Annotated in this window: 16 protein-coding genes (1 of these 16 cut by a window edge); 7 read left to right on the top strand and 9 right to left on the bottom strand. The window is 51.7% G+C overall.

The genetic code is table 11. The annotated features are described in order from the left end of the window. Positions 1–25: 25 nt before the first annotated feature. The 6 genes from ACJJI8_RS05105 to hutC all read right to left on the bottom strand — a co-directional run bounded on the left by ACJJI8_RS05105 (position 26) and on the right by hutC (position 5925). Positions 26–202, bottom strand: coding sequence for a hypothetical protein (locus ACJJI8_RS05105; RefSeq protein ID WP_413663747.1), 177 nt, complete (start codon positions 200–202; stop codon positions 26–28). 240 nt (positions 203–442) lie between these two features. Beyond that, positions 443–922 (bottom strand): hypothetical protein, encoded by a 480-nt coding sequence (locus ACJJI8_RS05100; RefSeq protein ID WP_444934450.1) that lies wholly within the window; start codon positions 920–922, stop codon positions 443–445. 95 nt (positions 923–1017) lie between these two features. Next, entirely contained in the window at positions 1018–1350 is a 333-nt protein-coding gene (locus tag ACJJI8_RS05095) for a hypothetical protein (RefSeq protein WP_282930781.1), read from the bottom strand. A gap of 280 nt (positions 1351–1630) precedes the next feature. Continuing rightward, complete coding sequence (gene hutH / locus ACJJI8_RS05090) at positions 1631–3181, bottom strand: histidine ammonia-lyase (RefSeq protein WP_444934449.1); 1551 nt, start codon at positions 3179–3181, stop codon at positions 1631–1633. 267 nt (positions 3182–3448) lie between these two features. Beyond that, positions 3449–5125 (bottom strand): urocanate hydratase, encoded by a 1677-nt coding sequence (gene hutU / locus ACJJI8_RS05085; RefSeq protein WP_444906916.1) that lies wholly within the window; start codon positions 5123–5125, stop codon positions 3449–3451. An 89-nt stretch (positions 5126–5214) separates the two neighbouring features. Then, on the bottom strand, positions 5215–5925 hold the full coding sequence (gene hutC, locus ACJJI8_RS05080; RefSeq protein ID WP_282930784.1) for a histidine utilization transcriptional repressor HutC: 711 nt from the start codon (positions 5923–5925) through the stop codon (positions 5215–5217). Positions 5926–6112: 187 nt separating this feature from the next. Between hutC and hutI the strand changes: the two genes are divergently transcribed. The 5 genes from hutI (at position 6113) to ACJJI8_RS05055 (ending at position 11619) form a co-directional block, all read left to right on the top strand. Next, a complete protein-coding gene (gene hutI, locus ACJJI8_RS05075) occupies positions 6113–7342 on the top strand; it encodes an imidazolonepropionase (protein ID WP_444934448.1) in 1230 nt (409 codons plus the stop codon). A gap of 388 nt (positions 7343–7730) precedes the next feature. Next, on the top strand, positions 7731–8846 hold the full coding sequence (locus tag ACJJI8_RS05070; RefSeq protein ID WP_444934447.1) for a heparan-alpha-glucosaminide N-acetyltransferase domain-containing protein: 1116 nt from the start codon (positions 7731–7733) through the stop codon (positions 8844–8846). A 287-nt stretch (positions 8847–9133) separates the two neighbouring features. Continuing rightward, a complete protein-coding gene (gene hutG / locus ACJJI8_RS05065) occupies positions 9134–10096 on the top strand; it encodes a formimidoylglutamase (RefSeq protein WP_444934446.1) in 963 nt (320 codons plus the stop codon). Positions 10097–10226: 130 nt separating this feature from the next. After that, positions 10227–11126: a LysR family transcriptional regulator gene (locus tag ACJJI8_RS05060; protein ID WP_444934445.1), complete on the top strand. Its 900-nt coding sequence runs from the start codon at positions 10227–10229 to the stop codon at positions 11124–11126. Positions 11127–11217: 91 nt separating this feature from the next. Next, positions 11218–11619, top strand: a complete 402-nt coding sequence (locus tag ACJJI8_RS05055) for a RidA family protein (protein WP_282930788.1) — start codon at positions 11218–11220, stop codon at positions 11617–11619. Positions 11620–11661: 42 nt separating this feature from the next. On the opposite strand, the gene ACJJI8_RS05050 is transcribed toward ACJJI8_RS05055, so the two are convergent. The 3 genes from ACJJI8_RS05050 to ACJJI8_RS05040 form a co-directional block, all read right to left on the bottom strand. Further along, entirely contained in the window at positions 11662–12681 is a 1020-nt protein-coding gene (locus ACJJI8_RS05050; RefSeq protein WP_444934444.1) for an alpha/beta hydrolase, read from the bottom strand. 30 nt (positions 12682–12711) lie between these two features. Beyond that, on the bottom strand, positions 12712–13134 hold the full coding sequence (locus ACJJI8_RS05045; RefSeq protein ID WP_444934443.1) for an organic hydroperoxide resistance protein: 423 nt from the start codon (positions 13132–13134) through the stop codon (positions 12712–12714). Between the two features lie 265 nt (positions 13135–13399). After that, positions 13400–13843, bottom strand: a complete 444-nt coding sequence (locus ACJJI8_RS05040; protein ID WP_444934442.1) for a MarR family winged helix-turn-helix transcriptional regulator — start codon at positions 13841–13843, stop codon at positions 13400–13402. 174 nt (positions 13844–14017) lie between these two features. On the opposite strand from ACJJI8_RS05040, the gene ACJJI8_RS05035 reads away from it, so the two are divergent. Beyond that, positions 14018–14521, top strand: coding sequence for an RNA polymerase sigma factor (locus ACJJI8_RS05035; RefSeq protein WP_444934441.1), 504 nt, complete (start codon positions 14018–14020; stop codon positions 14519–14521). Continuing rightward, positions 14518–14720, top strand: the 5' end (the start) of a protein-coding gene (locus tag ACJJI8_RS05030) for a hypothetical protein (protein ID WP_444934440.1). 385 nt of this gene lie beyond the right edge of the window; 203 of the gene's 588 nt are visible here — the first part of the coding sequence; its start codon is at positions 14518–14520; its stop codon lies off the right edge, out of view. Before ACJJI8_RS05035 ends, ACJJI8_RS05030 begins: the two co-directional genes overlap by 4 nt.

Genomic DNA, 14720 nt, shown 5'->3' with positions numbered 1-14720 from the left:
TACAAATTCTCACGGTGCAAATAACTTACCCCGCACGAACACATCTAACCAGTACCTTGGTCTCCAATTCCTGCTCAACACAGCGAAACTTCTGACCGTCAAGGGTTAATGACTTTGGGCTTCCCTGGGGCGCGGTTGTCGAACAACCGGCAACTCCTGTCGCCAGGGCCACGGCAAGCAGAATAAGTAGTATTTTCTGCACCGCAGTTACCTCTTTGAGTAGTGTGAGTGACGCATTCCCGAATAACTTGTTTATTCAGGGTAGAGGTAATAGCCGTCATTGAGATGTATAACGCGCCAATTTGTTAAAAGTGGCGACAGTGATATTGGAGGGAGAAGGCTAATTTAACGGACGGTTGTATTGAGGTTGGCGATTAACTAACCCCGCTGCGTCTTTTGATGGTTTGCTACAGCGGGGCTAGTTACCTAATAAAGCTTGGAGTTAGCGTCTACCGCGATGGTGGCCTCTATGGCCCCGGTAGCCGCGATAACCGCCGCGGTGATAACTTCTATAGCCTCGATGATGGGCCCGGTAGCGGGCGTGGGGCGACCGAGGGTAATAGAAACGGTTGTAGTAGGGCATTCCGCGATAGTAGTAGCGAGCCCGGTAGCGAGGGTGGCCGCGGAATGATGCGGATCGGTAACTGGCGTAGCCACCGCGGTAATAGTAAGTATTCACCGGGGTGAAACCAACGGTTTGGTAAACCGGTGTCCTGTAGGAAGTTAAATAGACATTACTCGAAGCGTAATAGTTGGGCGTGGCATAGGGATAAGCGTAGGAGGAGGTGTAAGCGACTTGCCCTCCACTAGGGCCACCGTAACTGGTGTAGGTGGTGTAGTAACCATCGGTGGCACAGGCACCCAGGGCTAGGGCTGTGCACACCGTGGCGGTGAGAATCACCGTTTTAACAGCTCTATTCATAGTGCTTTCTCCGGTAAGTGGAATTTCCCCCCGGAGAGGCCCGGCAGGGGCCAAGCCCCTAGGCGCGCCAACTAGGCGAGCACAGAATCTCAGGTTTAGTAAGGTCTTGCGCGCGGCGGTGGATCGACAATTTGATACTGGGTATTTACAACCGCAGGCGGTCTCAGGCGATAAAAGTTGCCGTCCCAGTAGAAGTTACAGTGCTGCATATTGTGACAGGTGCCATCCGGGTGGCAGTGGGCATAGCGACCACGCAGGTTGTAATACGTCTTGTTGTAATAAGGGCTGTATCCGTAATAACTGGCGGAACAATCGTTGCCTCCGCAAGGATAGCCGGATGTTCCATTACAGGCCGACAGAGCCAGTCCTGCTGCGATGGCGAGCGCACAACCTGAGCCTCGCAGCAATCTAGTGGGCAGCGGTTTCATCAAGACCTCCACACCTATTGGCGGGTAACACTTCTACATTCAGCCTAGCATTTTTGGCACGTAAATCATCACGGGGCAGAGTAAATGTTCTAGTAAAGCTGTATACCGAGGCAGGTCTGTATTGGTTGATGGAAACTCTTCAGTTTCGATTTGATAGACCCACTTGTTCGGAGTCAAAAAAGGTAAGGTCGGCAGGCGGGTGAAACCACTAAAAATTCACGCATTGTGAGAAAAATGGTTCTCTCGCAATGCGCAAATCAAGCCGTGAAGGCTCTTTAACTTAGTGACTGCTGGGCAGGAGATTGGGGTTTATTGACTCTAAGTAGGCGCCGCTGTTCAGCAATTGCTTCGCCTCTTCAATATCCGGGGCAAAGTAGCGGTCCTTGTCATAGAAAGGTACTCGGGCGCGCAGTTTTGCCTTGGCGGCCTCCAGTTTTTCCGTGGATTTTAACGGCGCGCGGAAGTCCAGTCCCTGGCAGGCAGCGAGTAGCTCCACCGCCAGGATGCCACAGGTATTGTCGGCCATATCCCGCAGGCGACGGCCAGCAAAGGTGGCCATGGATACATGGTCTTCCTGGTTGGCGGAGGTGGGCAGTGAGTCCACGCAGGCTGGGTGCGCCATGGATTTGTTCTCACTGGCAAGCGCCGCTGAGGTGACTTGGGCGATCATAAAGCCGGAGTTCACCCCGCCATTTTCCACCAGGAAGGGAGGCAGGCCGGATAGGTTGCTGTCGATCAACAGCGCCATGCGACGCTCGGATAGGGAGCCGATTTCTGCCAATGCCAGCGCCAGGTTGTCGGCGACCATAGCAACAGGCTCCGCGTGGAAGTTACCGCCGGAAATAATGTCGGAGTTATCCGGATTTTCCTCGTCGGTAAATACCAGCGGGTTATCAGAAACACCATTTGCCTCGGCCAACAATACTTCGGCAGCGAAGCGCATCTGCTGCAGACAGGCACCCATTACCTGGGGCTGACAGCGCAGGGAGTAGGGGTCCTGCACTTTTTCACAGAACTGGTGGGAATCACCGATCTGGCTGGTCTCACCGAGCAGGTCCCGATAAATTGCCGCTACGTCGCGCTGAGCCTGTTGGCCGCGGGCGTTGTGAATACGATCATCGAAGGGGCGGCGTGAGCCCTTAGCGGCTTCCAGGGTAATAGCACCGGTTACCAGGGCGCCGGCGAACAGGTCTTCACTGGCGAACAGGCCGAGCAGGGCAAAGGCGGTAGAAGCCTGGGTGCCGTTTAGCAGGGCAAGGCCCTCTTTGGGGGCCAGGGTAATGGGCTCTAGTCCCGCGGCTTTGAGGCCTTCGTGAGCACTCTTGCGCTCGCCCTTGATAAATACTTCCCCTTCACCGAGAAGTACCACGCTCATATGAGCCAGCGGCGCCAAATCGCCAGAAGCGCCGACAGAGCCTTTCTCAGGGATAGCGGGATATACACCGGCATTGACCAGTTGCATTAAAGCTTCGATAACCTGCGGGCGCACGCCGGAGAAGCCGCGCGCGAGCGAGTTGATTTTCAACACCATCAGCAGACGCACGGTGGCTTCACTCATAAAGTTGCCGGTACCGGCGGCATGGCTCAGTACAATAGCGCGCTGCAGGTTTTCCAGGTCGTGCTTTTCAATACGGGTGTTGGCCAATAAACCAAAACCGGTATTAATTCCGTAAACCGTGCGCCCCTCGGTAATAACCTGGGCAACAGTGTGGGCAGAGGCTTCAATAGCGGGGTAGGCGCTTTTCGCCAGGGACAGCTGCACCGACTCGCGGGCTACGCGGCGCAGTTGCGCAAGGCTCAATTGACCGGGATCGATTTCCAATTGATACATAAATTCATTCACCAAAAAATATTTACTGCTTAGCAGGCTGTTGAAAAACAGCCTGCGCGGGCGGTGCGAAAGCGCCTGCCGCAAAATCAAGCACTGCAAATGCTTGATTTGAGTGCCCATCTTTGTGGACATGTGCCGCAAAGATGGCTTGAAAAAGTCGCCTGTAGGCTTTTTCAACACCCTGTTAGGCGCCGGCGGCGCAGCCCGATCAAAGTTATTCGGGCTGTAAAAGATTTCCGCCGGCGGTATTTTTATTGCGGTAAAAAATCAGTCGTTCAGCATGGGCAGGTCCAAGCCCTGCTCTTTTGCACATTTTTTTGCGATCTCGTAACCGGCATCGGCGTGGCGCATTACGCCGGTGGCGGGATCATTCCAGAGAACCCGTTCGATACGTTTGCGCGCAGCTTCGGTACCGTCACAGACAATGACCACACCAGAGTGCTGGGAGAAGCCCATGCCTACGCCACCACCGTGATGCAGAGATACCCAGGTAGCGCCGGAGGCAGTGTTCAGCAGGGCATTCATCAGCGGCCAGTCGGAGACAGCGTCGGAACCATCCATCATGGCTTCAGTTTCGCGGTTGGGGCTCGCTACAGAGCCGCTGTCGAGGTGGTCGCGGCCGATCACTACCGGTGCTTCCAATTCACCGTTGGCTACCATCTCGTTAAATGCCAGTGCCAGGCGCGCGCGATCTTTCAGGCCCACCCAACAGATACGTGCGGGCAGTCCCTGGAAGTGAATCCGCTCGCGGGCCATATCGAGCCAGTTGTGCAGCTGCGGATTATCGGGAATCAGTTCTTTAACCTTGGCATCGGTTTTGTAGATATCTTCCGGGTTGCCGGACAGGGCCGCCCAGCGGAAAGGACCGACACCTTCGCAGAACAGCGGGCGAATATAAGCGGGTACAAAGCCGGGGAAATCAAAGGCATTTTCCACACCTTCCTCGAGAGCCATTTGACGAATATTGTTGCCGTAGTCGAGGGTTGCGGCTCCGCGCTTTTGCAGCTCCAGCATGGCTTCAACCTGAACCGCCATAGACTGTTTGGCTGCCTTTACTACTGCGGCTTCATCTTTCTTGCGCATCTCCGCAGCGTATTCCATGGTCCAGCCCTGGGGCAGGTAGCCATTTAAAGGATCGTGTGCGGAAGTCTGGTCGGTAACCGAATCCGGCAGAATATTGCGCTTTACAATTTCCGGGAAAATATCTGCTGCGTTGCCCAGCAGGCCAACGGAAATGGCTTCGCCTTTTTCCATCGCGGCTTCAATCATTTGCAGGGCTTCGTCGAGGCTGGTGGCTTTTTTGTCTACATAGCCAGTGCGCAGACGGAAGTCGATACGGGTTTCGTCGCACTCTACTGCGATCATGCTGAAACCAGCCATCGTCGCCGCCAGTGGCTGAGCGCCACCCATGCCGCCGAGGCCACCGGTAAGAATCCATTTGCCTTTCGCTTCGCCATTAAAGTGTTTGCGTGCGACGGCGGCAAAGGTTTCATAGGTACCCTGGACGATGCCTTGGGAGCCGATATAAATCCAAGAGCCGGCAGTCATCTGGCCGTACATGGCCAGGCCTTTTTTATCCAGCTCGTTAAAGTGTTCCCAGTTGGCCCAGTGGGGTACCAGGTTGGAGTTGGCAATTAATACCCGGGGTGCATCGGCGTGGGTTTTAAAGACTCCGACAGGCTTGCCGGACTGCACCAGCAGGGTTTCGTCGTCTTCCAGGCGCTTCAGTACCTCGACAATCTTGTCGTAGCACTCCCAATCCCGCGCGGCGCGGCCGATACCACCGTACACTACCAGGTCCTCCGGGCGTTCAGCTACCTCGGCGTCCAGGTTGTTCATCAACATGCGCAGGGGAGCTTCGGTGAGCCAGCTTTTGGCATTGAGCTCACTGCCGCGAGGCGCGCGGATTTTGCGGCTGGGATCGTGGCGTTTGTCGGTAGACATAGCTTCCTCGTCAATTTTTCTCGTAAAAAAATTCACACGTCCCGGATTTGATTGTTTCTTTTCCCAGGGCGCGCGGGATAAATCAATAACTAGAATCTCAGTTGTGCACCGAGGCGGTATCGATTGCCTGGGTGAACCAGGCGAGCGAAGCTCACGGTGCCGGCACTGCATTTAGTGCGCCGCCAAACCTGGAGGCACGCATCTCCGGGGGCAATTTCCAGAGCGTGGGCGATAGCGGCTTCCGCAGCTATGGCCTCGACGGTTGTATCGGCCTCGGTCAGCGGTGCGACTTTGGAAAGATAGGCGTTGGGGGTGGTGTGGGCGAAGTCCTGGTCCAGGTAATCTGGAGCCAAGGCTGGATTGGTAAACCGCTCTTCCCACTGCACCGGCAAGCCGTTGTCACAGTGCACAATAATGGAGTGAAACACTTTTGCCTGTTCGGGCACTTCCAGTGCCAGGGCTACATCGGCGCTGGCGACACAGGGCTGAGCTAACAGAATGCGGTTGCTGTAACTGTGCCCCCGGGCCGAGATCTCGTCGGCGATATTGCGCACTTCCAACAGTGAGCTGGCGGGCACCGGCTCGGCGACAAAAGTACCCAGCCCCTGGGAGCGCATCAGAACGCGTTCATCGGTTAACTCGGTGAGTGCCCGCCTCGCGGTCATCCGGCTCACACTGAATTGCTGTGCCAGTTGGTTCTCCGAGGGCACCTGGGAGTGAATTGGCCACTCGCCAGACTCAATTTGTTGGCGGATATGGCGCTTGATGGCCGCGTATCGGGGTTCACTTGCAGTATTCATAGACTCAGGTACAGTGCTTCCGTGGCTTGTATATTGTTGTATATACAAGAGTAGTTACGGCTACTATGGTTTCCCTGCTGCGGGCTGTCAAGTCGAAGAGGGGAGCTGTATCCTGCCCGTTACTGGTTTGTCGGTCATCGGGCCGAGCATCTATGGTTTAAAAGGAAAAGCGTGCCGCTAAAAGCTTATGTCAGAACGCTGTGATTTGCTGATTACCAATTTGAATGCCGCCACAATGGACCCATCCATTGCCGGTGGTTACGGTGTTATCGAGGATGCTGCAATTGCGGTAACCAAAGGTCGGATCGTTTGGATTGGTCCCCGCCGGGATCTGCCCGAGTGCACCCCAGACCGCATTGTTGATGGCGAAGGTCAATGGGCAACTCCGGGCCTGATCGATTGCCACACGCATCTCGTATATGGAGGCCATCGCGCAGGGGAGTTTGCCCGTCGCCTGGGGGGAGAGAGTTACGAAGAAGTGGCTCGCTCTGGCGGGGGTATTATTTCTACCGTGCGGGCGACACGGGGTGCCAGTGCCGAGAACCTGTATAAGTTGGCTGAGCCCCGTCTGCATGCCCTGATGGCCGAAGGCGTTACAACCGTGGAAATTAAATCCGGTTATGGCCTGGACCTGGATACTGAACTAAAGCAACTGCGCACCGCGAGACGCCTGGCGCAACACAACTCAGTGGAAATAGTAACGACCTGTCTGGCAGCTCACGCTCTGCCACCGGAATACGACGGTCGTGCCGATGAATATATCGACCTTATCTGCGAGCAGATATTGCCCGCTGTAGCCCGCGAGCAGTTGGCCGATGCCGTGGATATGTTTTGCGAGACGATTGGATTTACTGTCGATCAGTGCCAGAGAGTTATCGATGCAGCGAAAAAACTGGACCTGCCAGTAAAAGTGCACGCCGAGCAGTTGGCGCGTACAGGAGCTACTGAAATGGCGGCAAAGTCCGGGGCATTATCGGTAGATCATATTGAATACATCAGCGATGCGGATGTCCGGGTCATGGCGGAAAGCGGCACCGTGGCCGTCCTCCTGCCGGGTGCTTTTTATACGCTGCACGAAACCCAGGTTCCGCCCATTGAAAAATTACGCGAGGCGGGGGTTTGTATGGCATTGGCTACAGACCTTAATCCCGGGAGTTGTCCAATCGCTTCCCTACGTTTGATGATGAATATGGGTTGTCAGCTGTTTGGCTTAACTCCGGCAGAAGCTCTCGCAGGTGTTACCCGTGCAGCCGCTCGGGCATTGGGTTTGTGCTGTTCTCGCGGTGTACTGCGCGAGGGGCTGCGAGCAGATATTGTTCTTTGGCCGATGGATACCCCGGATCAGCTCGCTTATGAAGTTGGCGCTTTAAAGCCTGCAAGAATTTTCCTGGAGGGGCGCGATGTTACAGCTTGCTGATATGCAACTGAGAATCGGGTAAGTTGATTCTTAGGGTGGATGTACATCGGAAATAAGGATAAGTTGGTGCTAAATGAGCAACAATATTATCAACAATTTTTATAAGGTTTTTGCGCCCATTATTATCTGAGAATTGGAATGTTGATCTTTGTTTAGCATCTATCGTGGGCTTTATTTTTAGTTCATGAGTGCCGCTTTGTATTTACAATCGGAATAAATAAACGGTCCCCTCTTAATATTAATGATCAGGGGGCTGTAACCGATAAATAAGTAATAAGGATTTTTGTATACCTTACATTTTCACAGGAAGTGCATCTTGCCTTTGCAATATCTCTATATCAGTTAATGCACACTAAATTCATTACTCTAAAGCTAGGAACTCTTGAAAATGAGTAATTCCAGTCTTTCAGGAGCAGTGGTGCTCCCGCAAGAAAATCCTCGTATTTTGGCCTTTGATCTGACCCGAGGCATTGCCGTACTATTTATGATTGCTATTCACGTCTTATATCATTATGGACGAACAGACGTGGCAGACAGTGCTATTGGTGTTGCTATCCAGGTATCTGCGGGAACTCCGGCTGCTTCAGCATTTATGCTGATTATGGGTATTTTCATTGGCTATAGTTCGAAGCCGAGCCTGAAACAGGATTTGTTTCGTGCTGCTGGTCTTTTTGCAATAGGGTATTTACTTAATTTTGCCCGTGGCACAGTGCCTATGTGGCTTTCTTTACAGTTTGGGCTTGTCACACAAGAACAACTGGGAGAATACACACCGCTGAGTGAATTTCTTATGGTAGATATTTTTCAGTTTGCTGGCCTTGCGCTCGCTATTTGTGCACTAGTCAGGCACTTCTTGCCTCATCCTATATACTGGCTAGCTGCGGCAGCTATCGTAGCATTCGGCTCCTCACTCGTCTGGGATATCGGCAGTAACTCCGTTGTTATTGACGAAATTTTACAGTTGTTTTTTGGCAATAAGCGCGAAGGGGTAATGTTCCCGTTATTTTCCTGGCTTGCCTATCCCCTCGCAGGCATGGCAGTTGGCTGCTGGTTTAAAAATACAAAAAATATAGATGCATTGTTCTCACACAGCATATGGATTGGCTTAGCCCTAATGAGCATAGGTGGCCTTTTAATCATGTTGAATACGCAATACTTTTTTGCCGAAAACATGAGAGGTGGCCCAGGTCTAATTATTCTGCTTATTGGCTATACTTTCCTTTGGCTTTGGATTAGTAATTTCCTCTTAAACAAAGTAAAGAACAGAAGGCTCATTGACGTAATGGTGTTTTGGGGTAAAAACATAACTCCGTTCTATATCGCTCAGTGGTTGATAATTGGATGGGGATTAATGTTAGTTGGTTCCCAGCAGCTTGGTATGGCCAGTACGTTAATAGCAATGTTTATCGTACTCCTGCTTTCTCATTTTGGGACTCGAGCTTGGGTTAATTTCCGTTCCCATAAAGGGAAAGCTATGGAGCAGCCTGCAGCGTCTGCGGTATAGTACCGACATGCAACACGTGCTGTTGAAAAATGCGGCACGTTAGTATTGTAGAAGCGCAACTTAAATGCTTCTTTTTCGTGACATATTTTAAGGTACTCGCAGAGGGCATTGCTTGATCGTCTACTTCCAAAAGTATCGGCAGCTCTCGCGTTGGGGCTTTACAGTTCCCACAGCCCACTGTGCGAAGGTTTGCGCGCGCATATTGCGCACGGCCAATGGATATTCCGGTTCAACTTGCCTACAAAGTGGGGGCTTGAAGCCAATAAAGATCTTCCTCGGAGGTATTGATGTTACAACTTGCTGATATGCAGTTATGGAGTGGTCGCACCGACTCTGAGGATGGACGTGCAGGTGAGCGCTGGCACCAGCGGATTTCTCCTTTGCAATTGGATGACCCTCCCGGCCTGACTATTCTAGGCTTCGCTTCTGATGAGGGTGTGCGTCGAAATAAAGGGCGAATTGGCGCGGCCAAGGGACCGAGAATATTGCGTTTGGCCATGGCTAACCTGCCGGCCACTTTCGATGCGCCCTTATACGATGCGGGCAATGTCAGAGTAGAGCGGGAAGACTTGGAGTCTGCCCAATCGCTATTGGGTGCCCGTATCAATGAGTTGCTCGGTGCCGGTCACTTTCCACTGGTATTGGGAGGCGGCCATGAAATTGCTTTTGGCAGTTATCAGGGGATTGCCCGCTGGATGCGCGAGCATCACCGCGAGAGCAGCCTGGGTATTATCAATTTTGATGCGCATTTGGATTTACGCACACCTGCGCCAAAGGGGTCATCGGGTACGCCATTTTTCCAGATCGCAGAGCAGTGCAGGATAAATGGCCGCGAATTTAATTATCTCTGTGTGGGTGCGGCGGATAACGCCAACACACCTGCTCTCTACCAGAGAGCCGATGAGCTGGGTGCCCAGGTTATTCGGGATCGTGAAATCAGTAGTTGGAATCTGAATACGGTTCAGGCGCGAATCCGCGACTTTATTGAGAAGGTGGATTTTGTCTATCTGACGGTATGTCTGGATGTATTGCCGGCGGCAGTAATGCCAGCGGTGAGTGCCCCCTCTGGCAGGGGAGTTTCCATGGAGTTTTTGGAAGTCTTGCTGGATACCGTTTTGGAATCCAATAAAGTTTGTTTGGTGGATATCGCTGAATTTAATCCCTATTTCGATATTGAGGATCATGGTGCGCGTACCGCAGCCCGCTTAGGTTTTCAAATTGCAAATCGTGCGGCCAGAAAAATCCCCTGAGTATTTTTAATAATACAGCGCGGCCACTATGGCTTTGGAGGTCGCGTTAACTTCAGTATTAGAAACTACTATTTTAATCTTTATCTACAGCCGTAAGTGACTGGCAGAAAGCTCCGCTTTTGTAGTTGATATGATCAAAGATCTTGAAATTAATCACTTAAAAACTCTGGAAATACTATTCAGGGTTGAAAGTATCTCCCTTGCAGCAGAGCATCTGCAGGTTTCGCAGCAAGCTGTCAGTTTGCAGCTGAAGAAGATTAGAAAAATAGTTGGGGATGATCTATTTGTGCGCACTGGGCATGGGATGGCTCCCACCAGTTATGCAAAATTTATAGAGCCACAGATTCGACAGGTGCTGACGTTACTCAGTGAGATTCCCGCCCCGGGTTCTCTTGATTCAAGCCAGACTTCCCGGACCCTGGTGATCTCTGCTACAGATTACGCGCAAAAAGTGGTTGTTGCCGAGTTGATCCAAAGGGTCAGGCAATATGCGCCGAAAGTGAAATTTATTGTCACTAATATTGAAAGCGTCTCGCTCACCCAGAAAATGCATCAGGGAGAAATTGACTTAGCTTTCACATCAGCAGGGTATGTGCCTGATGGAATTAATACACAGGTGCTCTTTAATGAGCGTTATGTCTGTATATCGGCTAATCCTATGTATAGTTTAGATGAGTTGGTCCCTATTGATCAGTTGATGCAATCTGATTTTGTGATTACATCGCCAGGGGTTGGAGGCTTGCGCGGTTCAGCCGATCGTTGGCTAGAGGGGCAAGATCTAAAAAGAGAGATTGTTGTTTCGGCGCCCTCTTTTTATATAGCCCAGGAGTTCTTGAAAAGGACGGATACCCTGGCCTTTATTCCCTCTAGGTTGATGCCTTGTGAGGGCTTGGTGGAAATTACCTTGGACAAGTATCCACCTGGCTACGAAGTTGTAGCCGCCTTTCATCCCCGAGTGGAAAATGATCCATTGGTAAGTTGGATTCTCAATGATCTGCACCAACGGTTTTCTAAGTCAATGGCTTCCTGATTGTATCCGTAACAAGCTTTACTCCATAGCTTTGGCAAAGCTGCCTTTCTACTATGATTTTTTCAAAAGCTAGAAAGCGTACAGGTCTGTTATGAGTATTCTGAATATTAATCCTTCTTCACTTTACGATGGTAGTTCTTCCTGCCTATCCCACGCCCGAGTCGATACCAAAACAGGCTTGGTATTTGTATCGGGTCAGGTGGATTGGGATAGTAATTGTGAAGTTAAAAACATAGGGGTTGGTGCTCAGGCGGAAAGTGCCATGCAAAACTTATTGACAGTATTGGATGAGGCCGGATCGTCGGTAGAGAACCTTTTGCAGTTACGTATCTATGTGCGTGGAGAAGTTAGTGAGCATCTGGGGGAAATAGTCCCCGTGCTATCTAAATATTTGGGTACTACTCGCCCGGCAATCACGGGAGTGGGAGTCACATCCCTGGCGTCGCCAGAGACATTGATCGAAATTGAGGCAGTGGCCAAAACGCTGCTTTAAGTACCTGAATAAAAAAGCCCCGCATTGCAGGGCTTTTAAGTTTTACTTGAGGTGTTCCCTAAGCTCGGAGCCTGCTTGATCAAGAGCATCCTGCACTGCGGGCACGTCACTCAGGGCATTTAGTAGGCCGTAGTCGTGAATCATGCCGTTATAGCGAACAGCGGTTACGGTCACACCAGCATCGTTAAGTTTGCGGGCGTAAGCTTCGCCTTCATCTCTCAGCACATCCATTTCAGCAGTCTGCACCAGAGCGGGAGGCAAGCCGACCAACTGGGATTTGCTTGCGCGCAGAGGTGAAGCATAGATCTCGTTGCGCTGTTTGGGGTCGGTAGTGTAGTTATCCCAGAACCACTTCATCATATCCCGTGTCAGGAAGTGATCCTGGGCGAACTGCTTGTAAGAAGCGTTGTTGAAGTTGGCATCGGTAACCGGCCAGAGCAGCAGTTGGAATTGCAGATCCGGTGTTCCTTTCTCTTTCGCCATCAAGGCAACCACGGCTGCCATATTGCCACCGACACTGTTACCGGCCACGGCAAGACGGGAACCGTCGACACCGATCTTTTCGCCATTCTCCGCGACCCACTGGGTAGCCGCATAAGCCTGGTTAATTGCAGTCGGGTACTTGGCCTCTGGAGATGGGGTGTAATCCACATATACCGCAGCGGCGCCGGAGCGTTGAACCAGATCGCGGATCAAGCGTTCGTGGGTTGGGTAGTCACCCAAGACCCAGCCTCCGCCGTGGAAATACATAAAGGCGGGAATCTGGCCCCGGGTGTTTTTCGGTTTAACGATAGTCAGTTCCAGCTTTTCGCCATTAACCGTAATGGTTTTCTTGCTGACTTCAGCGGGCGGCAATTGCGCACCCTCTTGGGCTTCGACCAGGACGGCGCGGGCATCTTTTGGTGATAGTTGCTCAATGGGTTTGCCGCCACCTTGCGCCAGTGCTTGAAGGAATCCCTGGGTATTTTTCTCCACACCAGGGGAAATAGAAGCAGACGCAGAAGCCATACCAAGAGCAAAGAAAAGGGGTAGTGCCAGCTTGGAAATTTTTAAGCCATTCATAACGGATACCTTCAACTCTCTACCGGTTGCTTAAGCGGATATGTGCAGGCGCACATCAACATTGCCTCGGGTTGCATTGGAATAAGGGCAAACCTCATCGTGAGCGGTGTTGGCAATTTTTTCTGCCGTCGCCTGATCCAGGCCAGGAAGATCGATGTAGAGGTCAATATCCAGACCGAACCCCTTACCTTGGGGACCGATTCCAACTTCAGCGCGCACAGTGGTTTCTTCCGGAACTTTTACTTCCTCTTTACCGGCGACAAACTTAAGAGCGCCAATAAAGCAGGCAGAGTAACCCGCAGCAAACAGTTGCTCTGGGTTGGTGCCATCGCCACCGGGGCCGCCAAGCTCTTTGGGAATACTGAGCTTGACGCTTAACTTTCCATCTGATGATTGAGCTTCGCCATCACGGCCGCCATTTGCGGTTGCTACTGCGGTGTAAACTGTTTGCATTAACCTGTCCTCATTGATGTGTGTTTGTCTGTCAGAAGCCGCCTGGAATGGAGTCCAGTCCTTTTCCCGCTGGATTTATTGAGCTGGGGGTAGTAGTCCGGATTTCTAAGTCAGCTTCTAAACAGCGCGTCAGCTTGGACGCCAGATAAAGTTATTGCGATAACTATTATTGCGATAATTAAATGTTGCTATAAGGACGATAGCTATAACAAATGGAGCCAAAGCGGGGGCCCCGCTAATGGCGGGGCGATAAAAGAGGGGAAGATTAAGGGTTCGCTAAATATTGGCGAAGCGTCTCTATTTGCGTCTTTAGCGCCCGTGCAGACTGAGGATTCAAGCCACAGGCATTCAGCACCTGAGTGGGAATTGAAGAAGCCTCTTTTTGCATCGACCTACCGGCATCAGTCAGCTCGATAATGACTCGACGCTCGTCCTCCGGGTCTCGGTGGCGGTTGATCAGCTTTTGATTCTCCAGTCGTTTGATAACTGGCGTTAGGGCACCCTTATCCTGGCCGAGCCGCAGACTCAGCTCCGTAGCGGTGATTCCGTCGTCTTCCCAGAGCACCAGCATCATCAAGTACTGGGGGTAGGTTATTCCCAGTGTCTCCAATAGAGGCTTGTACATCTTGCTCATTGCCAGGGAGGCAGAATACAGGCTGAAGCAAAGTTGGTTATCGAGTTTTTGGTCTTCGTTTATGGACTTGGCCATAGGCACACCCTACTTACCGGTGGCAGTTTTGCGCCAGTGTAGCGCAAGTATGGACTTACCACGCTTCTTCATTGTTCCAGAACTGACACATACTGCCAATCGAGAGCAGCAAAACTATTTGTAAGGTTTTTTTTAAAGCCGGTACAGTAATTTGCATAGACGATGGAGTGGCCGGTGGATTTACGGGATCAATTATTTCAACAAGCGACTACGGAATATGCTGAAGGGGTTTCCCGGCTGGTGCATAGCTATGTGCGATCAAAAGCTGAGCATGATGACCTGTTACAGGAAATCTGGCTGGGACTCTGGCGGGCCCTGCCGACATTTCGCGGTGATGCCAGTTTAAAAACCTTTGTATATCGTATCGCACATAACCGCTGTGTGACCGAGCTGACCCGTAGGAAACCTTATCATGGGAGTGATGATGAATTACTGGAGCTTGAGGACCACCAGCCGGGCCCGGCGGAGCGACTGGTAGCCGAACGCAAGTCCGAACAGCTGCTTCGTGCAGTGCAGAAATTACCCTTAGGACTCCGGCAGACATTGACTCTTCGCCTGGAGGGCCTGAGCTATGCGGAAATCTCTGAAGTTCTGGGTATTACCGAGTCCAATATTGCAGTGCGGCTCAACCGGGCAAAAGAGCGTCTCAATATCTGCCTTTTGGGAAGTGAAAAATGAATGAAGCAGACACAGAAAAACAGTGGCTAGAGCTGGAAAGTATCTGGAAGGGGCAGCAGACTAGCGCAGAAATCCCAATTACAGTGCTGAATTGGGTGCGTCGCCAGGAGCGACGAATGCGATTGGTGGTCGCTTTTGAATATCTTTTTGCAATAGCTGGGGTTATCTATTTGCTAGGAGTAATTCTTGCGAAGAACTA

The organism is Microbulbifer maximicatervae (SeqCode), from assembly GCF_052467695.1.
This window is presented reverse-complemented; position numbering and strand designations above follow the sequence as displayed.